General features: G+C 69.5%; 20 protein-coding genes. 10 read left to right on the forward strand and 10 right to left on the reverse strand.

Features of this window, described 5'->3' with window-relative positions; genetic code table 11:
- Positions 1 to 44: 44 nt before the first annotated feature.
- The 4 genes from AKJ13_RS06425 to ilvA all read left to right on the forward strand — a co-directional run bounded on the left by AKJ13_RS06425 (position 45) and on the right by ilvA (position 4,895).
- Positions 45 to 1,535, forward strand: a complete 1,491-nt coding sequence (locus tag AKJ13_RS06425; RefSeq protein ID WP_050732609.1) for an argininosuccinate lyase — start codon at positions 45 to 47, stop codon at positions 1,533 to 1,535.
- Positions 1,536 to 1,881: 346 nt separating this feature from the next.
- Positions 1,882 to 2,940 carry an AbrB family transcriptional regulator gene (locus AKJ13_RS06430; RefSeq protein WP_050732610.1) on the forward strand — a complete coding sequence of 353 codons (1,059 nt, stop codon included), beginning with the start codon at positions 1,882 to 1,884 and terminating at the stop codon, positions 2,938 to 2,940.
- Positions 2,937 to 3,284 (forward strand): diacylglycerol kinase, encoded by a 348-nt coding sequence (locus AKJ13_RS06435; protein ID WP_050732611.1) that lies wholly within the window; start codon positions 2,937 to 2,939, stop codon positions 3,282 to 3,284. Before AKJ13_RS06430 ends, AKJ13_RS06435 begins: the two co-directional genes overlap by 4 nt.
- An 87-nt stretch (positions 3,285 to 3,371) precedes the next feature.
- Positions 3,372 to 4,895, forward strand: a complete 1,524-nt coding sequence (gene ilvA, locus AKJ13_RS06440) for a threonine ammonia-lyase, biosynthetic (protein WP_050732612.1) — start codon at positions 3,372 to 3,374, stop codon at positions 4,893 to 4,895.
- 3 nt (positions 4,896 to 4,898) lie between these two features.
- Here the strand turns inward: ilvA and AKJ13_RS06445 are convergent, their stop codons facing one another.
- The 3 genes from AKJ13_RS06445 to AKJ13_RS06455 all read right to left on the reverse strand — a co-directional run bounded on the left by AKJ13_RS06445 (position 4,899) and on the right by AKJ13_RS06455 (position 8,122).
- A complete protein-coding gene (locus AKJ13_RS06445) occupies positions 4,899 to 5,558 on the reverse strand; it encodes an MgtC/SapB family protein (protein WP_082316875.1) in 660 nt (219 codons plus the stop codon).
- Positions 5,559 to 5,775: 217 nt separating this feature from the next.
- Positions 5,776 to 6,714: an EcsC family protein gene (locus tag AKJ13_RS06450; RefSeq protein ID WP_050732614.1), complete on the reverse strand. Its 939-nt coding sequence runs from the start codon at positions 6,712 to 6,714 to the stop codon at positions 5,776 to 5,778.
- Positions 6,715 to 6,739: 25 nt separating this feature from the next.
- Positions 6,740 to 8,122: an AmpG family muropeptide MFS transporter gene (locus AKJ13_RS06455; RefSeq protein ID WP_050732615.1), complete on the reverse strand. Its 1,383-nt coding sequence runs from the start codon at positions 8,120 to 8,122 to the stop codon at positions 6,740 to 6,742.
- 253 nt (positions 8,123 to 8,375) lie between these two features.
- Here AKJ13_RS06455 and AKJ13_RS06460 point away from each other — a divergent pair, with 253 nt between their 5' ends.
- Together AKJ13_RS06460 and AKJ13_RS06465 are read left to right on the forward strand one after the other, a co-directional pair.
- Complete coding sequence (locus tag AKJ13_RS06460) at positions 8,376 to 9,416, forward strand: PAS domain-containing protein (protein ID WP_050732616.1); 1,041 nt, start codon at positions 8,376 to 8,378, stop codon at positions 9,414 to 9,416.
- Between the two features lie 66 nt (positions 9,417 to 9,482).
- Positions 9,483 to 9,926, forward strand: coding sequence for a response regulator (locus AKJ13_RS06465; protein ID WP_050732617.1), 444 nt, complete (start codon positions 9,483 to 9,485; stop codon positions 9,924 to 9,926).
- A 75-nt stretch (positions 9,927 to 10,001) separates the two neighbouring features.
- Here the strand turns inward: AKJ13_RS06465 and mutS are convergent, their stop codons facing one another.
- The 5 genes from mutS to AKJ13_RS06490 form a co-directional block, all read right to left on the reverse strand.
- Complete coding sequence (mutS, locus tag AKJ13_RS06470; protein ID WP_050732618.1) at positions 10,002 to 12,719, reverse strand: DNA mismatch repair protein MutS; 2,718 nt, start codon at positions 12,717 to 12,719, stop codon at positions 10,002 to 10,004.
- Between the two features lie 154 nt (positions 12,720 to 12,873).
- Positions 12,874 to 13,173: a hypothetical protein gene (locus AKJ13_RS06475; RefSeq protein WP_050732619.1), complete on the reverse strand. Its 300-nt coding sequence runs from the start codon at positions 13,171 to 13,173 to the stop codon at positions 12,874 to 12,876.
- Between the two features lie 326 nt (positions 13,174 to 13,499).
- A complete protein-coding gene (locus AKJ13_RS06480) occupies positions 13,500 to 14,360 on the reverse strand; it encodes an alpha/beta fold hydrolase (RefSeq protein ID WP_050732620.1) in 861 nt (286 codons plus the stop codon).
- A gap of 62 nt (positions 14,361 to 14,422) precedes the next feature.
- Positions 14,423 to 14,638 carry a hypothetical protein gene (locus AKJ13_RS06485; RefSeq protein WP_050732767.1) on the reverse strand — a complete coding sequence of 72 codons (216 nt, stop codon included), beginning with the start codon at positions 14,636 to 14,638 and terminating at the stop codon, positions 14,423 to 14,425.
- Between the two features lie 123 nt (positions 14,639 to 14,761).
- Positions 14,762 to 16,495 (reverse strand): patatin-like phospholipase family protein, encoded by a 1,734-nt coding sequence (locus AKJ13_RS06490; RefSeq protein ID WP_050732621.1) that lies wholly within the window; start codon positions 16,493 to 16,495, stop codon positions 14,762 to 14,764.
- 197 nt (positions 16,496 to 16,692) lie between these two features.
- On the opposite strand from AKJ13_RS06490, the gene AKJ13_RS06495 reads away from it, so the two are divergent.
- The 4 genes from AKJ13_RS06495 to mmsB all read left to right on the forward strand — a co-directional run bounded on the left by AKJ13_RS06495 (position 16,693) and on the right by mmsB (position 21,866).
- Positions 16,693 to 17,445 carry an SDR family oxidoreductase gene (locus tag AKJ13_RS06495; RefSeq protein ID WP_050732622.1) on the forward strand — a complete coding sequence of 251 codons (753 nt, stop codon included), beginning with the start codon at positions 16,693 to 16,695 and terminating at the stop codon, positions 17,443 to 17,445.
- A 518-nt stretch (positions 17,446 to 17,963) separates the two neighbouring features.
- Positions 17,964 to 18,992, forward strand: a complete 1,029-nt coding sequence (gene chvE / locus AKJ13_RS06500) for a multiple monosaccharide ABC transporter substrate-binding protein (protein WP_244471535.1) — start codon at positions 17,964 to 17,966, stop codon at positions 18,990 to 18,992.
- A gap of 100 nt (positions 18,993 to 19,092) precedes the next feature.
- Positions 19,093 to 20,628 carry a multiple monosaccharide ABC transporter ATP-binding protein gene (gene mmsA / locus AKJ13_RS06505; protein ID WP_050732624.1) on the forward strand — a complete coding sequence of 512 codons (1,536 nt, stop codon included), beginning with the start codon at positions 19,093 to 19,095 and terminating at the stop codon, positions 20,626 to 20,628.
- Complete coding sequence (gene mmsB, locus AKJ13_RS06510; RefSeq protein ID WP_050732625.1) at positions 20,625 to 21,866, forward strand: multiple monosaccharide ABC transporter permease; 1,242 nt, start codon at positions 20,625 to 20,627, stop codon at positions 21,864 to 21,866. Before mmsA ends, mmsB begins: the two co-directional genes overlap by 4 nt.
- A 32-nt stretch (positions 21,867 to 21,898) precedes the next feature.
- Here the strand turns inward: mmsB and AKJ13_RS06515 are convergent, their stop codons facing one another.
- Both AKJ13_RS06515 and AKJ13_RS06520 read right to left on the reverse strand, forming a co-directional pair.
- Complete coding sequence (locus AKJ13_RS06515) at positions 21,899 to 22,261, reverse strand: hypothetical protein (protein WP_050732626.1); 363 nt, start codon at positions 22,259 to 22,261, stop codon at positions 21,899 to 21,901.
- Between the two features lie 123 nt (positions 22,262 to 22,384).
- Positions 22,385 to 23,356, reverse strand: coding sequence for a polyprenyl synthetase family protein (locus tag AKJ13_RS06520; RefSeq protein ID WP_050732627.1), 972 nt, complete (start codon positions 23,354 to 23,356; stop codon positions 22,385 to 22,387).
- Positions 23,357 to 23,402: the final 46 nt, after the last annotated feature.

Genomic DNA, 23,402 nt, shown 5'->3' on the forward strand with positions numbered 1-23,402 from the left:
AGAATAGGCGGCCGACGAAAAGTGGTGCCGTCAGGAGCACATGCATGCGGCGCAGACTGATCGCGACCCTGGTCGCCCTCCTCACCCCCGCGACCACCCTCGCTGCGTCCCGAGACACCTTTGCCCGGATCGACGCCATCGGCCGCGCCTCCCTGGTCATGACCGTGGAGGCCGGCATCGTCCCGCGGGACCTCGGGGCGCGGATCGCCCGGGCCCTCGACCAGGTCGCCGCGGAGGCCGCCAAGCCGGGGGCCGAGCGGCCGGACGATTACCTGCGGATCGAGCCGCTGATCACCGCGATCGCCGGCCCGGACGCGACCCGAATGCATTCCGGCCGCAGCCGGCAGGACATCATCCCGACCGTGCTGAAGCTCGACCAGCGGGACCGGCTGCTCGATCTCGCCGAGTCCCTGGACAAGACCCGGGCCGCCCTGCTGGCCGTCGCCGAGCGGGAGGCCGACACGATCGTCCCCGCCTACACCAACGGCGTGCAGGCGCAGCCGACGACGCTCGGCCATTACCTGCTCGGCTATGCCGGCGCGCTGGCCCGCGACGCCGATCGCCTGCGGGAGAGCTGGGCGCGCGCGAACCTGTCGCCGCTCGGCGCCGCGGCGCTCGGCACGTCGAGCTTCCCGGTGGATCGCGTCCGCCTCGCCCGGCTGCTGGGCTTCGATGCGCCGGTGGAGAACAGCTACGATGCCGGCCAACTCGCCCCGATGGATCTCGGCCTGGAGTTGACCGGCCTGTCCGCCAACCTCGCCACCACGGCCGGCAGCTTCGCGCAGGATCTCTACGCGCAGTATCACCAGACCCGGCCATGGATCCTGCTGCGGGAGGGCGCACTGACCGGCCCGAGCAGCATCATGCCGCAGAAGCGCAATCCGGTGGCGCTCTACAGCCTGCGCATGAAAGCGAGCGACGTGGTCGGTGCCGCGCAGGCCTTCGTCATCATGGCCCACAACGTCGAGTCCGGTATGCCGGACTACAAGCGCAACCAGGCCGAGCCGCCGGGCCGGACGGTCTCCGAGGCGGCCGAGACCTGCCGACGCTGGACCCGCGTGCTCGACGGGCTGGTGATCGACCGCGACCGGGCCGCCGACGAGGTCGCGGCGGATTATTCCACCACCACGGAGCTTGCCGACACGCTCCAGCGCGAGGCCGACGTGCCGTTTCGGCTGGGGCACCATTTCGCCTCCGAGCTGGTGAGCTACGGCCGCAGCCACGACCTGCGCCCGGCCGACCTACCCTTCGCCGAGGTGAAGCGGATCTACGCGGAGGCCGCCGCCGGCTCGGGCCTGAAACCGGATCTGCCCCTCGACGAGGCCCGGTTCCGGGCCACCCTGTCGGCCCGCGGCATGATCGAGGCGGCCAAGGGCCTCGGCGGCCCGCAACCTGGGGAGGTCCGGCGCATGCTCGCGGCCGCCCGAACGCGCCTCGACGCCGACCGGACCTGGCTGGCCGATCGCCGCTCCGCGCTCGCGGCGGCAAGCGGCCAATTGGATGCGGCCTTCGCGGCGCTCACCCAGGCGCCATAAGAGCGTCCGACGCTGCTCCAACCCAATCCCCTCATCCTGAGGCGCCCGCGTGAGCGGGCCTCGAATGAGCCCTCCAGCCAGCTTAGCGGTCCCTGGAGGGTCCCTTCGAGGCTGCTGCGCCACACCTCGGGATGACGAGGTGGGTGGGATAAGCCATGTGGCGGGCGGCAAGCGGTCGACATGCTCAGGTTTTAGAGAAACGGATTCCGGCAACCCCGCACGAACACCGGAGCTCGCCCGCCCCGCCATCGGCATTCCCGACAATCTTTGCCGTGACAGGGCCCATATTGCAGTGTAGCGGGCCTCCGCCCGGCAATCAGTGCGGGTGAATCCCCCACCGGTCGCCTTGCCCTCCTCCCGCACCCTCGGCCTATGGGCCGCCCTCGCCGTCGCGTCGGCAGCCATCTCGTATGGCCTGCTGCAGGCGGGCTTCCCCGCAGCGCTGCTGCTCGGCCCGATGATCGCGGCGATCGCCTTCGGGGTCGCCGGCTCCCGGCTGCACGTGCCGCGCTTCGCCTTCAACGCCGCGCAGGCGATGATCGGCTGCCTGGTGGCCCACGCGGTGACCGGGCAGATCGCCCAGACCCTTTTGGACGACGGGCCGCTGATCGTGGCGGTCGTGCTGGTGACGGTGGCGGCGAGCGGGCTCGTCGGCTGGGTCCTGACCCGGCTACGGGTCCTGCCCGGCACCACGGCGGCCTGGGGGTCGTCCCCCGGCGGCGCCTCCGCCATGGTCGCCATGGCCGAGGATTTCGGCGCGGATCCGCGCCTCGTCGCCTTCATGCAATATGTCCGCGTTGCCGCCGTGGTGTTCTCCGCCTCGCTCGCCGCCCGCTTCCTGATGGAGACACCGGTTCCGGGTGCCGCCGCTGGTGTGATTGAGGTGACCGGGCCGCTCTCGCTGCTTGCCACGCTGGCGGTCGCGGTGGTCGGGGCCGGCGCGGCCCTGGCCCTGCGGGTCCCGGCCGGCGCGCAGGTCGGCCCGATGGTGCTCGGCAGCCTGCTCCATGCCAGCGGCCTCGTGCGGATGTCCCTGCCGGTGACGATCCTCGAACTCGCCTATGCCTGCATCGGCATCTATGTCGGCCTGCGCTTCACCCGCGAGACCCTGCGGCTCACCCTCTCGGCGCTGCCCGGGATCCTGGCGGCGACCTTCTCGGTGATCGCGCTCTGCGCCGCCTGGGGCTGGGGCCTGACCTTCCTGCTGCCGATCGACCTGCTCACCGCCGTGCTGGCCACGAGCCCGGGCGGACTCGATTCGGTTGCGATCATCGCGGTCGGCTCGAAGGCGGACGTGTCCTTCGTCTTAGCCGTGCAGACCCTGCGCCTGTTCGTGGTGCTGCTCACCGGGCCGCTGCTCGCCAAATGGATCAGCCGGTCGGTGCCGGAGGGCGCGGCCCGATGAACGCCCTGATCCTCGCCTTCCTCAATTCCTGGCGCGGCCTGCGCCACGGTGCCCGCACCGAGCGGGCCGTGCGGCAGGAACTGGTTCTGCTGGCGCTCGGCGTGCCGGTGGCCCTCCTCCTCGGCGCGACCCTGTGGGTCCGGGTCGCCCTGATGGTGAGCCTGCTGCTGATGCTGGCCGCCGAGTTCCTCAATACCGCCGTCGAGAAGCTCTGCGATCACGTCCACCCGAGCCATCACCCAATGATCGGCCGGATCAAGGATCTGGCCTCGGCGGGGACATTCATGGCGCAGGTGGCGGCGCTGCTGGTTTGGGTGGCGGCGTTGGTCGAGCGGCTGGGCTGATCTGCCCCGCCCCCTGGGCGCTCGCTTCCGCGGCCGCGAGGGGCTATTTGCCGGGCGTAATCATTGCACCACCTGAGATCACGCCCTGTGACGGACTACATCCGCAAGATCCTCACCGCCCGCGTCTACGACGTGGCGATTGAGAGCCCGCTCGATCCGATGCCGCGCCTCACCCAGCGCCTCGGTCGGCCGGTGCTGCTGAAGCGCGAGGATCTCCAGCCGGTTTTCTCGTTCAAGCTCCGCGGCGCCTACAACAAGATGTCGGGCTTGAGCCCGGACCAGATCGCCCGCGGCGTGGTCTGCGCTTCGGCCGGCAACCATGCCCAGGGCGTCGCCCTCGCCGCCGCGAAGCTCGGGGCGCGGGCTGTGATCGTGATGCCGCGTACCACCCCGTCGATCAAGGTCGATGCCTGCCGGGCCCGCGGGGCCGAGGTGGTGCTGCACGGCGACGCATTCGACGAGGCCCTGGCGCAGGCAAAGATTCTTGAGGCCGAGCAGGGCCTGACATTCCTGCATCCGTTCGACGATCCCGACGTGATCGCCGGACAGGGCACGATCGGCAAGGAGATCTTGGAGCAGCATACCGGTCCGATCGAGGCGATCTTCGTGCCGGTTGGGGGCGGCGGGCTTGCCGCCGGCATCGCCACCTTCGTCAAGTACCTGCGGCCGGGCACGAAGGTGATCGGCGTCGAGCCGGAGGACGCCGCCTGTATGGCCGCCGCGCTCGCCGCCGACACCCGCGTCAGCCTGCCCTCGGTCGGCCTGTTCGCCGACGGCGTCGCGGTGCGCCAGGCGGGCGAGGAGACCTTCCGGCTCTGCCGCGAGCATCTCGACGACGTCATCACGGTGGATACCGACGCCATGTGCGCGGCGGTCAAGGACATCTTCGACGACACCCGGGCGGTGTCCGAGCCGTCCGGGGCGCTGAGCCTTGCCGGGGCCAAGCTCTACGCCGAGCGCGAGGGCGGCGACGGCACCCTGATCGCGATCTCGTCGGGGGCGAATCTCAACTTCGACCGGTTGCGCCACATCGCCGAGCGGGCCGAGATCGGCGAGCAGCGCGAGGTCCTGCTCGGCGTCTCCATCCCGGAGCAGCCCGGATCCTACCGCGCGTTCATCCGGGCGCTCGGGCCGCGGGCGATCACCGAGTTCAACTACCGCCACGCGCCGGGCGCCGAGGCGCAGATCTTCGTGGGCATCAACATCGGGGGCGGCAAGCGCGAGAAGCAGGCGCTGATCGGCGACCTGCGCGAAGCCGGCTACCGGGTGCTCGACATGAGCGACAACGAGATGGCCAAGGTCCATGTCCGCTACATGGTGGGCGGCCGGGCGGTGGGCGTCGCGCATGAGCGGCTGTTCCGCTTCCAGTTTCCGGAGCGGCCCGGCGCGCTGATGAAGTTCCTGGACGCGCTCGGTCCGGGCTTCGACATCACCCTGTTCCACTACCGCAACCACGGTGCGGATTACGGGCGGGTGCTCGCCGGAATCGCGGTGCCGCCGGCCGAGCGCGTCCGGTTCGACGCGGCGATCGAAGCGTTGGGCTATCCGGCCACCGACGAGACCGAGAACCCGGCCTATCGCCTGTTCCTCGACGGCGAGGCGGCCGCCTAACCGTCAGCTGTTGACGGTATCGACCGAGACCACGTCCGGGGTTTCGCGCAGCTTCGCGGCGATCACCTCAAAGCTGGTGCGGGACAGCCGGACGAAGGTGACGGTGATCTCGTCGAGGTTCGGGTCGGAGGCCGGGCGGGTGGTGAACTGGCGCACCCGCGAGGCGCGCTCGCCCGTGACCGCGTGGAGCGTGTCGATCGACATCGTGCCCCGGCGCACGGTCATACGCAGCGTCTGCGACCGCATCCGCTCGCGCCAGCGCTCCTCGAACGGCTTGATCCCGGCCAGGATCCCGACCACCAGGGCCGTGGTCGCGAGCGCCGGCACGTAAAGCCCGCTGCCCACCGCCAGGCCGATCGCCGCCACGCCCCACAGGCTCGCGGCGGTGGTCAGGCCCTTCACCACCTCGCCGCGCAGCAGGATCGTGCCCGCCCCGAGGAAGCCGATGCCCGACACGACCTGCGCGGCGATGCGCGAGGGATCGAGCACGACGTGCTGGGTGCCGAGCACGTCGCTGAACCCGAAGGCCGAGACGATCATGATCAGGCAGGAGCCGACGCAGACGAGCATGTGCGTCCGCAGGCCCGCCGCCCAGAGGAGCCGCTCACGCTCCAGCCCGATCACGCTGCCGGCGAGCGCGGCCAGGGCGAGTCGGGCGACCATCTCCGCGTTGCTGATCAGAATCGCCTCCGTCGCTTCGCGTCACCCGGATCGTTTCTGGAGGCACTGGGAGGACGGATCAAGGCGGGTTCGGGATGCGATCCGGTCCCGTCATTGCGAGCGCAGCGAGGCAACCTAGGGCAGCGGCGGGTTCGGGGACCGCGCGCCACACTGGGTTGCCTCGCTGCGCTCGCAATGACGGTGAACCGGAAGAAACCGCTCAGGCCGCCCCGAGCGCCGCCTTTTCGACCTCGTAGGCCGCCCGCACGGCGGCGGCCCCGTAGGTGCGCTCCAGCCGTCGGACCGTGAAATGTGCGCGGGCAGTCGATTGGAAATGGCTCATGAAGGCGGTGTTCACCGCCGCGCCCCCGAAGGCGCCCAGCACCGGGACCGCCTGCGCGGCGACCTTCTGCGAGACCACCAGGCCGAACCGGGCCGCGATCTGCGCGGTGAACCGGATGAGCGCCGGCGCCGACTGGTCGAGCAGGGTCTTGCTGCCGGCGTAGCGAGCCGCCTCCGCGAGCGTCTTGGCCAGGGCCGCGCGCACGGCGAAGTAGCCGCTCTCGGTGAGTGCCGAGCCAGCCTCGGTCTCGGTACTGGTCCGGCCGCCCAGGGCGAAGACCTGGACGCAGGCGAGCGCGCCTTCCGGCGTCTCGAGGTTCTCGCCCTCCTCGCGGGCGATCTCGGCGATCGAGCGCAGCATCAGCGTGGTCGAGACCGGAAGCTCAACCGCCAGGGTCGCCAGGCCGAACGCGCCGCCCAGCGCTCCCGAGAGCGCCGCGAACGCCTTGTGCTTGGTATCGCCCGAGCCGAGCAGACGGGTCAGCCGGCTCTCCGCCTTGGCGGCGACCGCCTCGATCTCGGTGCCCTCGGTCGGAACGACATCCTTGCGCGGTAGGGTCGCCAGCGCGACCCGCAGGGCGCCGCGCATCGCCGCTTCGGTGGAGCGGCCGACCGCCTCGGTCACCGGGGCCGGCAGCGAGCGGCCGATGATGTCGAGGGGGGCTCCGGCCGCTGAGGACAGGCGGGCGGCTAGGCTTGGCCGTTCCAGCACCTGCACGGCCCGGCGCAGGGCGGCCAGATCCGCGTCGCTCAGGGCGGTTTCGGGGATCGGGGCCGGCAGCGTCGCGTCGGCGCGAGTGAGGTCGCTCGTGCTCATCCGTGAATTCCTGGATCTGGTCGCATCACGCGGTGCCGGAGGCCCGCGCCGTGGAAGGAAGCTCGGGCCCCGGGATGCGGTTCCCCGCCGCCTCGGCCGCCCGCGCCGCGGCTTCGTCCTGCCGCTGCCCGCGCCGCCCGACCGCGAGGCAGAGGATCAGCACCGGGATGCCGACCAGCGAGGTCATGACGAAGAAGGCCGGATAGCCGATCGCAGCGACGACGAAGCCAGAGGAGCCGGCGATCAGCTTGCCCGGCAGCGCGTAGAGCGAGGAGAACAACGCGTACTGCGTCGCCGCGTAGGCCGTGCTGGTGAGGCTGGACATGTAGGCGATGAGGACGATGCCCGCGAAGGATCCGCAGAAGTTCTCGATCGAGATCGCCACCGTCAAGCGCCAGATCTCCGGGGCGCCGGCCGAGAGCCAGGCGAAGGCGAGGTGCGAGGACGCGGCCAGGAAGGCGCCGAGCAGCAGGGTCGGGAACAGGCCCAGCCGGGCCAGCGCCCAGCCGCCCGCGAAGCCGCCCGCGATGCCGACCCAGATGCCGTAGAGCTTGGTGACGGTGGCGATCTCCTTTAGGTCGAAGCCGAGCGCCCGGTAGAGCGGGCTCGCCATCACCCCGGAGAGGAAGTCCGGCAGCCGGTACAGCGCCACCAGCAGCAGGATGCCCCAGAGCGCGCCGCCGAACCGGCCGTGCAGCTCGGTCAGCGGCTCGAGCACGGCCCGGCGCATCGACCAGAACCGGGAATGGCCGGTGGAGTCCGCCTGCACCCGCGGCGGCGCGTCGAAGGCCGGCGCCAGCAGCGCGGCGATCATGCCGACCAGTATCAGGGCCGCCATGGTCAGGTAGGCGATCGTCCAGCCCCCGGCCGAGGCGATGAACAGGGCGCCCGCCCCGGCCGCGATCAGCCCGAGCCGGTAGCCGAGGTTCGAGGTCGCCGCCAGGATACCCTGGAAGTCGCTGCCGGCGGCGTCGATGCGCCAGCCATCCACTACCACGTCCTGGCTGGCCGCGCAGAATGCCACCAGGAAGGCGCCGAGGCCGAGGAGCGCCAGGTTGGTCTTCGGGTCCGAGAAGGCCATCAGGATCAGGCACAGGGCGACCGCGGCCTGGGTCGTGACCATCCAGGCCCGGCGCCGGCCGAGTCGTGCGGTCAGGACCGGTACGTTCAGCCGGTCGATCGCCGGCGCCCAGAGGAATTTTAGCGAGTACGGCAGCGCCACGTAGCTGAACAGGCCGATCGCCCGCACGTCGATATCCGAGAAGGCGAGCCGCAGCGTGAAGGTCCCCAGCACCAGCAGGAGCGGCAATCCGGATGAGAATCCGAGCGCCAGCATCAGCAGGATTCGCCGGTCCTGGACGATGTCGCGCAGATGAAAGCGGTGGGCAGCCTGTGGCGGGTTGGCCATGGCATGGAACTCCTGAGCCTTACTGGCCTTGATCTCGCGAAAACGTGGCAGCCTTGGGCCGTTCGGGCCGGGGCTGGATCGGGAGGCCGTGCGCCTTAATCATGGTCGATGACTGCTTAACGTGGTGTCCACGTCCCGCACGCGCGGAGCACGCCCGGCTCCATCACGCCGTCATAGAGCGCGGACGTGTCGTGTCGACCAAGTGTGGAATGATGTGTTGAGTACCTCAACCGAGCCCAGCCCGCCGCACGCGATGCTGGTCGATGCGTTCGCGCGCAGCCCATCGCCGATGGTCATCACCGACGCGCGGGCGCCCGACAACCCGATCACCTGGGTCAACGACGCGTTCCTGGGCTTGACCGGGTTCGCCACCGACGAATTGCTGGGGCGCAACTGCCGCATGCTACAGGGGCCTGGGACCGACCCGGCCGAGGTCGCCCGGATCCGCGCCGCCATCGAGGCCGGCGAGCCCGTGACCGCCGAGCTTCTCAACTACCGCAAGGACGGCACGCCCTACTGGAGCGCGATGACGGTCACGCCGGTCCATGACGAGGCCGGCCTCGCCTATTTCTACGCGGCCCAGGCCGACATGACCCATACCCGTGAGCGTGAAGTGACCATGCGGGTCACCAACGACGAGCTGGAGCGTCTGGTCGCGGCCCGGACACACGACCTGAGCGCCGCCCTGGAGCAGAAGACCGCCCTGCTCCACGAGGTCGATCACCGGGTTAAGAACAATCTTCAGGTGATCTCCTCGCTGATGCTGCTCAAGGCCCGCCGCACCCCGGAGGGTGAAGCCCGGGACGCGCTGCAGGGCATGGCCGAGCGGATCGGCGCGCTCTCTACCGCACACCGGATGCTCTATTCGGAGGGCGACTGCACCCATTTCAATCTCGGCGACTTCGCCTCCGAGTTCTTGTCCGACGTGAATGCCGGGCTGGATCACGAGAAGCAGCGGGTCGAGGCCGAGGTCGAGCCGATCGCGGTGGTGGCCGCCATGGCGGCGCCGCTCGCCCTGCTGATCCATGAGCTGACCGCCAACGCCCTGCGCCACGCCTTCCCGAACGCCCGCGAGGGGCGGGTCTCGATCACCGCCCGGCGGACGCAATCGGGCATGCAACTGACGATCCGCGACGATGGCGTGGGCCTCGCGGCCGCGCCGCCGAACCCGGCCGGATTCGGGCGCAATCTCGTTGAGATGGTGGTCCGTCAGCTCCGCGGCACGATCGCGTGGGCGGATGCCGGGCCCGGAACCTATGTGGCGATCGATATCCCGCTTCTCTCGCCGACTTGAGAATTCGGCCCGAACGCTTCAAGCTCGCGAAAAGCTCAGCGGTCCAGGCGCCAAACAGGAGATCGCATGCGGGATGGGAACGCCGGCGCGGATGCTGCGCTCCGTATCCTCGTGGTCGAGGATGAGGTGCTGATCGCGCTCGAACTCGAGTGTCTGCTGGACGATCTCGGCCATGTCACGGTCGGTATCGCAGGAAGCTCGGCGGAGGCCATTGCGCTCGGCCGTTCGGCCGAGCCGGACGTCGCCTTCGTGGACATCCACCTGGTGGACGGCCCGACCGGCGTCGAGGTCGCCCGGGCGCTCGCATCCGACCCGCGGATCACCGTGGTGTTCATGACCGCCAACGCCAAGCGCATCCCGGACGACTTCGCCGGCGCCATCGGGGTGATCGCAAAACCCTATTCCGAGCGCGTGGTCGCCAGCATCCTCGACTGGGTCGCCGACCGCCGCGCCGGCCGCATGCCGACCCACAGCGCCCCGGACGGATTTTCCTTCGCGCCGGCGCTGTGACATCTGCTTCTTAAGACGGTTCTCTCGCCAGGCCCCACAGCACAGGTTGAGGGAGTTTGGTGGGCGGCTCCGCACTCACCCCTTCTCCGCTCGCTCGCGCTTCAGCCGATAGAGCGCATCCAGCGCTTCGCGCGGGGTCAGCGCATCCGGGTCGATCGCGTCGAGGAGCACCCCCAGCGGATCCTCCGCCGGGGGCTCGGGCGGTGGCGGCGGGGCGAGCGCCGCAAACAGCGGCAGGTCGTCGATCTTGGCCCGGGCCGGGCGGCCGCGCTCGGCCTTCTCCAGGCTTTTGAGGATTGCGCCCGCCCGCGCCACGACGCTGCCGGGCAGGCCGGCGAGGCGTGCCACCTGCAGGCCGTAGCTGCGCTCGGCGATGCCCGGCACGACCTCGTGCAGGAACACCACGCCGTCCCGGTGCTCGGCCACCTTCAGGGTGGCGTTGTCGAGCCGGGCCAGCCGGTCGCCCAAGGCCGTCAGTTCGTGGAAATGGGTGGCGAACAGCGCCCGGCAGGCATTGGCCTCGTGGAGATGCTCCAGGCAGGCCCAGGCGATCGACAGCCCGTCGAAGGTCGCAGTGCCGCGGCCGATCTCGTCGAGGATCACCAGGGAGTGCCGCGTCGCCTGGTTCAGGATCGCCGCGGTCTCCACCATCTCGACCATGAAGGTCGATTGCCCCCGCGCCAGGTCGTCGGCCGCCCCCACCCGCGAGAACAGCCGGTCGACCCGGCCGATCCGCGCCGATTGGGCCGGCACGAAGGCGCCCATCTGGGCCAGAACGGCGATCAGCGCGTTCTGGCGCAGGAAGGTCGACTTGCCGCCCATGTTCGGGCCGGTGATCAGCCGGATCCGGCCCCGCGTCTCGCCCGAGAGGTCGCAATCGTTCGCGATGAACGGCTCGCCGGCCCGGCGCAGGGCCGCCTCGACCACGGGGTGACGACCGCCGGTGATCGCGAAGGCCAGCGAATCGTCGACCTCCGGTCGGCGCCAGTCCAGCTCGACCGCGAGTTCGGCGTTGCTGGCGGCGACGTCGAGGGCCGCCATCGCCTCGGCGACTTGTGCCGTCTGCGAAGACTGTTCGACGATACGACGGGCCAATGCGTCGAAGAGATCCGATTCCAGGGCGAGCGCGCGCTCCGAAGCGCCGCTGATCCGTCGCTCCAGGTCGCCCAATTCGACGCTGGTGAACCGCATCGCGTCCACCATGGTCTGCCGGTGCACGAATTCGCGCTGCAATCCCTTGAGGCAGGCCTCGCCCACCGATTGCGGCACCTCGATGAAAAACCCCAGCAGGTTGTTGTGCTTGATCCGCAGGGTCCGGCAGCCGGTCTCCTCGGCGTAGCGGGCCTGGAGCGCCGCCACGACCTTGCGCGAATCCTGGCCGAGCAGCCGCGCCTCGTCGATCTCTTCCGAATATCCCCCTCGGATAAAGCCGCCATCCCGCCTAGACAGGGGCAGCTCGTCGGCCAGCGCTGCCTGAAGCTCCGCCGCCAGAGCGGGATCGGCTGCGCCGAGCGCCTCTGCGATCTCGGCGAGCTCGACGGTCGCTCCCCCGGCCTCGGTCAGCACCGCCCCGAGCCCGGCGGCGGCCGTCAGCCCGTCGCGGATCGCCGCCAGGTCGCGGGGGCCGCTGCGTCCCAGGCCCACCCGGGAGAGCGCCCGCGCCAGATCGGGCGCCCGGGCCAGCGTGTCGCGGATCGCCCGACGGAGGGTGTGGTTCTCGACGAGATACGCCACGGTCTCGTGCCGTTGTGCGATCCGCGTCAGGTCGGTCAGCGGCCCGGCCAGGCGCTCGGCCAGCAGCCGGGCGCCGTTGGCGGTCACCGTCCGGTCGATCGTGTCGAGCAGGCTGCCGGTGCGTTCGCCTGAGAGCGTGCGGGTCAGCTCCAGGTTGGCGCGGGTCGCGGCGTCGATCGCAAGGGTCGAGCCTGCCTCCTCGCGGGTCGGCACCGAGAGCGGCGCCCGGGCGGCGAGCTGCGTGCGGGCGATGTAGAGAAGGCCGGTCCCGGCCGCCTGGATCTCGGCCCGGGTGAAGCTGCCGAAGCCGTCGAGCGTCGAGACGCCGTATTGCTCGCGCACCCGCCGCTCGGCCGCGGCGGGCTCCAGCTCCGCCTGCGCCAGGGGGACGATGGCGGCCCGGCTCTCCTGCCAGATCCGCGCCAGCGCCGGATCGGCGTGGATCGCCTCGGACAGGACGATCTCGCGGGGATCGTGCCGGGCAATCGCGCCGGCGAGATCCCCGGCGGGGACCTCGCTCAGCGAGAAGCGGCCGGTGGAGATGTCGATGGCGGCGAGACCATAGGCGGTCGCGCCCTCCCCGGTCTTGCGCCGCCCGATCGCCAGCAGCAGGTTGGCCCTGGCGGGGTCGAGCAGGCGGTCCTCGGTGATGGTGCCCGGCGTGACGAGGCGGACCACCTCCCGCCGCACTACCGATTTCGGGCCGCGCCGCTTGGCCTCGGCGGGATCCTCGGTCTGCTCGCAGACGGCCACCCGGTTGCCCAGGGCGATGAGGCGGCTGAGGTAATCGTCGGCCCGGTCCACCGGGACGCCGCACATCGGGATCTCGGCGCCGCCGTGGCGGCCACGTTTGGTCAGCACGATGCCGAGCGCCCGCGACGCGATCTCCGCGTCGCCGAAGAACAGCTCGTAGAAATCTCCCATCCGGTAGAACAGGAGGCAATCGGGATTGGCCGCCTTGATCTCGATATACTGCGCCATCATGGGCGTGGCGCCGGCCGGATCCAGGGCGGCGGCGGGGGGCGTTTCGGGGGTGGAGCGGACGGCGGTTCGGGCCATGCCGCCTCTTAGCAGAGTGGGCTCGCCGAATCAGGCCGTGCGAAGCGACGCGCCTGGGGAGAAGCCGTCACCACCGGTGGATGAAGCCTCCCGAGCAACAAAAAACCCGGCGCGATGGGCGCCGGGCTGTCGTTCGAAGACCGGTTTGTCCGGCTCAGTAGCGCGGGCCGCCGGTGGTGTTGCCCAGGTTCTGCTGGTAGCCGCGCAGAGCCGGGTTCTTCGCGTTCGGGTTGCCGTGACGCATCGTGTTCATGCGGCGCATCCGACGCTCATGGCGCGTGGAATGGTGCCGGTGCATCCGATGGTGGCGATGGTGATGCATCGCCACGGTATCGACCATGTCGGCGCCGGCCAGTCCCGGCTGCGGCATCGCCGGCGCGGCCTGGACCGCCGCCGTCCCAGCGACGAGGCCGCCGAAAAACAGGCCCGCAGTCAGCAGTGAACGAAATGACATCGTTGAAATGCTCCGGTCTAGTCTGAGAGGTGCCACCATAATGGCTCGCGCACCGAGATGTTCCGGTGTGCTAGGCAAAAATGCTCCTGCGCAATCTGACAAATGCCCGGATTAATCGGTGATGCCGGCCGTACCGAGCCGTCGAAACTAACCGTGCGCATCATTTGAACTGTGGTGATGCAACTTCTGGGAAGATTATCCAGTGGTCGCGACCAAACCCGAGCTCCGCAAGCGCTTGCGGATCGCTCGGCGCGGGCGCAGTTTTCTGGTCGTGGAAGAGCCTGACTCCGGGAGCGGGCATTGCGCCGCCGGGCTCGATCCGACGCTCAGGTCAGGAAGTGCCGCAGCGCGGCGTTCACCGCTGCCGGCTCCTCTTGGGGCAGCCAGTGGGTCGCCTGATCGAACCATTCGATCCGCCCGACATCGCAGAGGTCCAGGCTCGCCTCCGCGAGGCCGGGTTGGAGGGCGGTGTCCTGCTTGCCCCAGAGGATCAGGGTCGGAGCCCGGACCCGCGGCGGCGTCGCCCGCGGCAATCGGGCAAGCGCGCGATACCAGTTCAGCATCGCCGTCATCGCGCCGGGCTGAAGCCAGGCTTCGACGTAGCGGTCGAGGTCGGACGGCGCGAAGGCGCCCGGCCGGCTCGTCCGGATCAGTGCGTGCCGCAGAGCCCGGCATCGATCGGCCGTGAGCAGCCGCTCCGGCAGGACTGGCAGCTGGAAAAGCCCGACATAGGCGCTGCGCAGCCACTGCCCCGGATGGCTGCGGATGTAGGCCCCGACAACGCCCGGATGCGGCGCGTTGAGGATCGCGAGCCGCGCGATCCGGTCGGGATAGTGGCTGGCTGTACACCACGCGACGAGCCCGCCCCAATCATGGCCGACCAGGCGGATCGTCGCGAAACCGTACGCGTCGGCCAGGGCGATCACGTCGCCGGCCAGTTTATCGAGGTGATAGGCGGCTACGCTATCCGGCTTGTCGCTAAGGCCGTAGCCGCGCTGGTCGGGCACGACGAGCCGCAGGCCTGCCTCGGAGAGCGGCCCGATCTGGTGCCGCCAGCCGTACCAGAATTCCGGGAAGCCATGCAGCAGGATGGTGGGCGGACCCGTCTCGGGACCGGCCTCTGCGACGTGCAGGCTCAGCCCCGGCAGGCCGACCCGACGAAACGCGACGCCCGCCACATCCGTCATCCCGTGCCTTGCTCCCTCATGCCAACGGGTTCACCCCGCGGGACCGCCACGCATCCGTCCCGTCAGAAGCCGAGCGCGGAGCAGGAATCCGCCTCGGGATCGAGCTGGTCCCTGAGCCGGTCGGGGGCGGTCCGCGTCCACAGGCAGAGCAGGACGAAGGCCGCGCCGTGCAGCAGGGCACCGGTCGCCGGGACATAGGGCGACCCCGCGGTGTCGCGTAGGCTTCGCCCGGCGGTCGTCTCGGTCGTCGCGCTTGGTCTGGCTGAATAGGGAATCATGATCTTCGGGCTCAACGTGTCGTCTCAGAGGGAAGATCGTTGCCCCGGCCGTTCGGTTACCGGTTGCGGATCGCCGCCGTGCGCTGGCACACGCCAGACCGGCAGGGGCGGCGCGTCGATTCGTCAGCGCATCGGGTCGAGCCACGGCGCCAGATGGCCGGCCGCGATGTTCGCTTGTGTGTCCCGGTAGCCGAGTTCGGCGGATTCCCGGAAGCTCGACCAAGCCCGCAGGTCGATGCCGGCGAGCGGCGGCTTGAGCAGGGCCGTGGCATGGGCTGCGGCCACCATCGTCTGCGCGTCGCTCGATACGGTGGCGGCCCGCAGCAGCAGCGGCGCCAAGCCCGGCATCGCCGCCGGCGATCCGATCAGCTTGCGCAGGAGCCGGCCACGCCAGCCCCGCGTCGGCATGTCCTGGAACGCGCGGTCGCTGCCGACATCGACGGCCAGGACCGGACCCCGCTCCAGATCGGCCGCCACGTCCGCCGGCACGTTGTTCATCATGCCGCCATCGACGAGGACGCCCTCGTCGCACAGGACCGGCGGCAGCAGCCCCGGGATGGCGATGCTGGCGCGCAGCGCTTTGGGGAGGTCGCCGGCGCGGTGGATCATCGCGCGGCCGGTCGTCAGGTTCGACGACACGCAAAAGAACGGCAGCCACAGATCCTCGATGCGCGCGCCGCCATAGCGCTCGGCGAGGCTCGCATCGACCTTGGCGCCGCGGGTCAGGGCGTGGATCGGTAGCGTGTAATCGTTGATCGGGTTGCGGCCCGCGAAGGCGGCCTCGGTCTGCTCCCGGATCTCGGCGAGGCTCCAGCCCATGGCGAGGCTGGCGGCAATCACCGCGCCCATGCTGGTGCCGCCGACGAAATCCGGCGTGCAACCGGCCTCGTACAGGGCTCGCAGAACGCCGAGATGGGCGAGCGCCCGCGCGCCGCCTCCGCCCAGCACGAGGCCCCGCCCGAGGCCGCTGGCGAGCCGCGCCAGCCGTCCGATATCGTCCGGCCGCCCGGGACGGAGCTGAATCCGCATCGCAGCGGGCATGGCCGCGACGGCCGGATGCAGGGCCTTCGGGTGCGGGGCCCGAGGATCCTGGCGCACGACCAGATCCATCCGGATCCAGTCGGAGCGCACCCGCTCCAAATAGGCGGTCACGTCCGGGCGCGGCGGCGCGCCGGGCTCGGCCAGGAGGAGAACGTGGTCGCCGAGGCGTTGGCTCAGGCGGCACCAGGGGCAATCGATGTCCCGGGCCACGAACACCGTCCGCGCGTGACGGGCCTCGAAGGCCTGGACCCCATCCTCGTCGGCACCTGCCGGCCACTGGCTCAGGCAACCGGTCTTCCCCGGCAGGATGGCGTCGAGGGCGGTGGCGAAGGCCTGCGCGAACGGTTCGGGATCGGGGCCGTCGGTGACGGCCATCACCAGGAAGGTCCGCGGCGCGTGGTGGACCGAATGCCCCTCGTAGAGCGTGCGCAGGCGTTCGGCGAGCATCCGGGCGAAGTACAGGAGCGTGCGCGGATGCTCGGCGATCACGGCCTCGAAGGCCGCGCGGGTCAGGCACAGGAATTGGGAATCGCGCAAAGCCGTCACGGTCGCCGCCCGCGGCGCGTCGGATAACAGCGCCATCTCGCCGAAGATCGCGGGCGGGCGCAGCCGGGCGATCCGGGTCTGGACCCCGTGATGGTCGCGGGTCGAAACGCCGACCGCGCCGGAGACCAGGGTGTAGAGCGCATCCCCGGTCTCGCCCTGCTCGAACAGCGTCCGGCCCCCGGGCACCGTCAGCGCGACCATGCGGGCTCGTACCGCCTCGATCGCCGCAGCGTCGAGACCGGCGAGGAACGGGATCTCGGGTTGGCTCACCCCCGCCCAGCCCCGGTCACGTCCGCCACCCCGTACGCCCGCATCGCCCCGCTCCCGGTCCGCATCCCCCATTCCACTATAGCGCATTGGCGGTGGTGCGGTCCGCGACGGTTCGGGCCGATCTGAAACGGATCGCCCTTCGCGGCGCCACGGCCGTCCGGTACAGGCAGGACAACGCCATAAACAGGGAGGCAGCGATGTCGGGGGCTGATCGGATTGCGATCGTGACCGGAGCGGGCACGGGAGTCGGCAAGGCTTCGGCCCTGGCCCTCGCCCGGGCCGGATGGAGCGTGGTGCTGTCGGGGCGGCGGCAGGCCCCCCTCGACGCGGTCGCGGCGCAGATCGAGGACGGGCGCGCACTCGTGGTCCCCACGGACGTGACCGACGCGGATTCGATCGCCAACCTGTTCGCGCAGACCAAGTCGCGGTTCGGCCGCCTGGACCTGCTGTTCAACAATGCCGGGATCGGCGCGCCGCCTGTCCCCCTGGAAGACCTGCCGCTCGAGACGTGGCGGCAGGTGGTGGACACCAACCTCACCGCCCTGTTCCTGTGCACCCAGCACGCCTTCCGGATCATGCGCGACCAGGATCCCCGGGGCGGGCGGATCATCAACAACGGCTCGATCTCGGCGCATGCCCCGCGGCCGAACTCGATCGCCTATACGGCCACGAAACACGCGGTGACCGGGCTGACCAAGGCGACGTCGCTCGACGGCCGCGCCTATGACATCGCCTGCGGCCAGATCGATATCGGCAATGCCGACACCCCGATGGGCGGCAAGATGAAGGAGGGCGTCGCCCAGGCCGACGGCTCCATCCGGGCCGAGGCGGTGATGGACCCGGACCATGTCGGCGACGCGGTGCTGATGATGGCCAACCTGCCCCTGTCCGCCAACGTCCAGTTCATCACCGTCATGGCGACCAAGATGCCGTTCGTCGGCCGCGGCTGAGCCTCCAAGCGCGGCGCGCCCAGGCGATTGCCGCGCCCGCCGCTCAGGCCTGCGCCGCCCGGAGACCGCGTCGCGCCGAGCCGGCGAATTTGCGCCTACCAACAGCCACGGTTTTTCCGTGCGCGCCGCGCGGCGCCGATTGACGCCCGGTTTTATAACTCATACAAATCTTCGAATAAAACGGCCGGGGTCCGAACTCGGTCGCGCACAGGTCGAGGGCCCTCGCACCTGTGCATCGCCATCGCGCGACCCGTCGCCAAGCGTCTGCAGAGCGCGTGAACGGGGTGCTGCGAGGCCGACAACTTTCGGTCGCCCGGGATCAGCCGGGATCGACGCGCCGGTGCAGGGTGATCGCTCCGGACCGGACGTATCGATCCGGCCACGCGATGACTTCTGCAAATCAAGAAAACATTCGCACAATGCGGAGCGCGCCGAAGAGGCGCGCAAGACTACGCTACGACCGGGGGGACTTGATGATCACCAGGCAGACCTTTCTCAAGCTCGCGCTCGCAGCCTCGATGCTGGCGGGCTTCGCCGTTCCCGAGGCGCTTGCCGCCGGCGGCGACCTGATCGGCGTCGCGATGCCCACCAAGTCGTCCCAGCGCTGGATCGACGACGGCAACAACATCGTGAAGTTGCTGGCGGCGAAGGGTTACAAGCCGGACCTGCAATACGCCGACGACGACATCCCAAACCAGCTCGCCCAGATCGAGAACATGCTGACCAAGGGCGCCAAGGTCCTGGTGATCGCCTCGATCGACGGGACCACGCTGAGCGACGTTCTGTCGAAGGCCAAGGATAGCGGCGTCAAGGTCATCGCCTATGACCGGCTGATCAAGGGCACCCCCAACGTCGATTATTACGCCACGTTCGACAATTTCCAGGTCGGCGTGCAGCAGGCCAGCTCGATCGTCGACGGACTCGGGCTGAAGGACGGCAAGGGGCCGTTCAACATCGAGCTGTTCGGCGGCTCGCCGGACGACAACAACGCCTACTTCTTCTACGACGGCGCCCTGTCGGTGCTGCAGCCTTACATCGACGCGAAGAAGCTCGTCGTGCGGTCCGGCCAGACCGGCATGGACAAGGTCTCGACCCTGCGCTGGGATCCAGCCACGGCCCAGGCCCGCATGGATAACCTGCTCTCGGCCTATTACGGCAGCGCCAAGCTCGACGCGGTCCTGTCGCCCTACGACGGCATCTCGATCGGCATCATCTCGTCGCTCAAGGGCGTCGGCTACGGGTCCGGCAGCCTGAAGATGCCGGTCGTCAGCGGCCAGGATGCCGAGCTGCAATCGATCAAGTCGATCATCGCCGGCGAGCAATACTCGACGATCTTCAAGGATACGCGTGAGCTGGCCAAGGTGACGGTCGCGATGATCGACGCCATCGTGTCCGGCAAGCAGCCGGAGGTCAACGACACCAAGACCTACAACAACGGCAAGAAGGTCGTTCCGGCCTACCTGCTGAAGCCCGTGATCGTCACCAAGGCCAACTGGAAGCCGGCCCTGGTGGATACGGGCTACTACACGCTCGACCAGCTCAAGTAAGCCTTCCGGGGCCGGGCGCCGGCTCCGACCGATCCTGGCCGATGCCGGCATCCCCGGCATCGGCTGCCGACCTCATGAACGACGAGCCGGAATTGGTCGCATGCAGCCCGTCCTCGAAATGCGCGGGATTACTAAGACATTCCCCGGCGTCAAGGCGCTCTCCGACGTCAACCTGACGGTCCAGCCCGCCGAGATCCACGCCCTGGTCGGCGAGAACGGTGCCGGGAAGTCGACGCTGATGAAGGTGCTGAGTGGGGTCTATCCCCACGGCACCTACGAGGGCGAGATCCACTACGAGGGCCGGCTCTGCCAGTTCCGGGACATCTCCGACAGCGAGCGCGTCGGGATCGTCATCATCCACCAGGAACTCGCGCTGGTGCCGTTCCTGTCGATCGCCGAGAACATCTTCCTCGGCAACGAGCCGGCGCGGTTCGGCATCATCGACCGGGACCGCATGTTCGCCCGGGCGGTCGAACTCCTCAGGACCGCGGGCCTCGACGAGAATCCCGATACGCTGGTGACTCATCTCGGGGTCGGCAAGCAGCAGCTCGTCGAAATCGCGAAGGCGCTGTCGAAGAAGGTCAAGCTGCTGATCCTCGACGAGCCGACCGCGAGCCTCAGCGAGAAGGATAGCGACGCGCTCCTGCGCCTGCTGATCCGCTTCCGCGAGCAGGGGATCGCGTCGATCCTGATCTCGCACAAGCTCAACGAGATCTCGAAGGTCGCCGACCGGATCACCGTCCTGCGCGACGGCACCACAGTCGAGAAGCTCGATTGCCGGGACGAGACGATCGACGAGGATCGCATCATCCGGGGCATGGTCGGCCGCGAGATGGCCAACCGCTACCCGGTCCGCGAGCCGCGGATCGGCGACGTGATGCTCGAGGTGCGCGACTGGACGGTGCACCACGCCGTCCACGCCGACCGGGCGGTGGTGCGCAACGTGAACCTCAACGTCCGCAAGGGCGAGATCGTCGGCATCGCCGGCCTGATGGGCTCCGGCCGCACCGAACTCGCCATGAGCCTGTTCGGCCGCTCCTACGGCCAGGGCATTTCGGGCCGCGTCCGGATCGAGGGCCGGGACGTCGATGTCTCGACCATCGGCAAGGCGATCGCGGCGGGCATCGCCTACGTGACCGAGGACCGGAAGCAGCTCGGCCTGGTGCTCGAGGAGACCATCACCAAGAACACGACGCTGGCGAATCTGCCGGGCGTGTCCACGGCCGCGGTGATCGACGAGGACAAGGAACGCCAGGTCGCCACCGACTATCGGTCCAAGATGCGCATCCGCTCCTTCGGCGTGGCGCAGCAGACGGTCAACCTCTCGGGCGGCAACCAGCAGAAGGTCGTGCTGAGCAAGTGGCTGTTCACGCACCCCAAGGTGCTGATCCTGGACGAGCCGACACGGGGCATCGATGTCGGCGCCAAATACGAAATTTACTCGATCATCAACGAGTTGGCGGATGGCGGCCGGGCCGTGCTGATGATCTCGTCGGAGATGCCGGAGCTGCTCGGCATGTGCGACCGCATCTACGTGATGAACGAGGGGCGTTTCGTGGGCGAGTTCCAGCGCTCGGACGCGAGCCAGGAGGCGATCATGCGCGCGATCATGCGCTCGAAGGAACGAAACGGATGAGCGATATCTCTGCGGGCAAGTCGATGATCTCCGGCACCGAGTCCCTTCCCAAGTCCCTTCCCGAAGCCAAGCCCGCCGCCGATGCGGGCGCGAAACGCAGCTTCCTCGGCACCGCGCAGTTTCGGGATTACGGGCTGCTAATCGCCCTGCTGCTGATCACGCTGTTCTTCGAGTACGCCACAAACGGCGTGCTGTTTCAGCCGCTCAACCTGACCAATCTGATCCTGCAGAACAGCTACGTGGTCGTGATGGCGTTGGGCATGCTGCTGGTCATCGTGGCCGGGCATATCGATTTGTCGATCGGTTCGATCGTGGGCTTCGTGGGCGCGCTTGCCGCCTTGCTGATGGTCCGCGTCGGCCTCGATCCGCTCTCCGCCACGGTGATCTGCCTCGCGGTCGGCGCCGCCATCGGCGGTCTACAGGGCGCGTTCGTGGCCTATCTCGGCATTCCAAGCTTCATCGTCACCCTGGCCGGCATGCTGGTCTTCCGGGGCCTGACCCTGGCTCTGCTCCAGGGCGCCTCGATCGGGCCGTTCCCGGAGGTGTTCCAGCTCCTCGCGAAGGGGTTCCTGACCAATTTCGCCGGCCCCTGGACCTCACTTCTGATCGGGGCGCTGCTCGCGCTCATCCTGTTCGGGGTCAACTGGCAGCGTCGCACGGTGCAGGTGCGGCATGGCAGTCAGCCCGACAGCCTGGCGTCGTTCATCTTCCGCAACGGCATCACGACCATCGTGATCCTCGCCTTCGCGTACCAGATGAGCGCATATCGCGGCCTGCCGAACGTGCTGATCGTCATGTTCGTGCTGGTGATGCTGTACCGCTTCATCACCACGCGGACGACGATCGGGCGGCGCATCTACGCGCTGGGCGGCAACATCAAGGCCGCGCGCCTGTCGGGGATCAAGACCGAGCGGCTGACCTTCCTGACCTTCGCCAATATGGGTGCCCTGGCCGGGCTCGCCGGCATGATCTTCGCCGCCCGCCTCAACACCGCGACCCCGAAGGCCGGCGTCGGCTTCGAGCTCGATGTCATCGCGGCCTGCTTCATCGGTGGCGCCTCCGCGGCCGGCGGCATCGGCAAGGTCTCGGGCGTCGTCATTGGAGCCTTCATCATCGGCGTGATGAACAACGGCATGTCGATCCTGGGGATCGGCATCGACTACCAGCAGGTCATCAAGGGCATCGTGCTCCTCGCTGCGGTCTGCCTCGACGTCTACAACAAGAAGAACCGTGCCTGACCCGCGGCGAACGCCGGTCCCTCGCCGCGGATCTACGGCGTCCGCTGAGGCTGCCGGTCGTCGCTGCGCTCCCGTTGGCTCGGCGCCGCGGGAGGCTCGGAGCCGGGCTGCATGACCTTGGCCATGAGAAGCCGATGGGGTTGTGGTCCGGGCAAGAGCTGGATCGCCTGCGGCTCCGGCTCCGGCTGCTGCGGCGGCGGCTGGATCGGGGCCGATTCGCGGCGGATCGGCTTTTTCGAAGCCGGTATCGCGGACAGGCCGGCGCACAGGATCAGGCACGCCAGACCGATCAGGATGCTCTCCACGGAGGGATCCGGGTGAGCCATCATGTAGCCGAGCCCGCCGAGGCCCGTGCCGGCGGCCAGGAAACGGGAAAGCGACGGATAGGAGGGCATGCCCAACGATCGCGGCGCCGTCCTTGCGGGCCGGTCAAACCCACCCGCTCAATTGTCGCGATCCGGCGTCGCCCTGTGCCGTGAGCATGCGTCACGGGGAACTGCCGTCATCGATGCATGGCCTTATGTCTTGCGGGCAACCGTGAACCGGGCAGCATCCCGAAGGGTGCGCGCGCCCTCGCCCCAGGGTGCGACGGCATCCTCGCAGACGCCGACGAGGCGGTCGCATTCGGCCCGGGCGCCGTCGAGGCCGAGACGGTCGACCAGCGTGGCCTTGCCGGCATCCTTGTCCTTGCCGGTCGCCTTGCCCATCGCCTCGGGCGACGCCTCCCGGTCCAGGATGTCGTCGGCGATCTGGAACGCCTGGCCCAGCGCCAGGCCGTAGCGCAGCAGCGCCGCACGCTGTTCCGCGTCGGCGCCGCCGACGATCGCGCCGGCTTCCACCGAGAAAGCCAGGATCGCGCCGGTCTTCATGGCCTGCATCCGCAGGGTGTCGTCCACATCCATGGCGGCCGCACCGAACCGCCCCTCGGCGGTGAGGTCGAGGAGCTGGCCGCCGACCATGCCGCCGAGGCCTGAGGCGCGGGCCAGCCCGAGCACCAGGTCGGCGCGGATCCGCGCATCCGGCTGCCAGGTTGGGTCGGCCACGATCTCGAAGGCCAGCGTCTGGAGGGCGTCGCCGACCAGGATCGCGGTCGCCTCGTCATAGGCCTTGTGCACCGTCGGCTTGCCCCGGCGCATGTCGTCGTTGTCCATCGCCGGCAGGTCGTCGTGGACCAGGCTGTAGCAATGCACGAGCTCGACCCCGGCGCCGGCCGCAAGCGCCGCGGCCTCGGAGCCGCCCAGCATCCGGGCGGTCTCGATGGCGAGGAACGGGCGCAGGCGCTTGCCGCCGCCCAGCACGGCGTGGCGCATCGCTTCCATCAGGCGCGACGGCCGGGCGATCTCGCCGGGGCCGATTTCCGGGCCAAGCCGTTCGACCAGGAAGGTCTCGACCGTCTCGGCGACCTGCGCCAGCCTGTGGGAAAACTCGGCGGCGGGGGTGGCCGTCTTGACCGAACCGGTCTGAGCCTGCGTTGAGGAAGTCGAGGTCATCGGGCGCTGCGTCCGGTCTTGGCCTGGCGAAATCAATCGGGCGTCG

It is taken from the genome of Methylobacterium sp. ARG-1, assembly GCF_001262595.1.
Classification (GTDB): domain Bacteria; phylum Pseudomonadota; class Alphaproteobacteria; order Rhizobiales; family Beijerinckiaceae; genus Methylobacterium; species Methylobacterium brachiatum.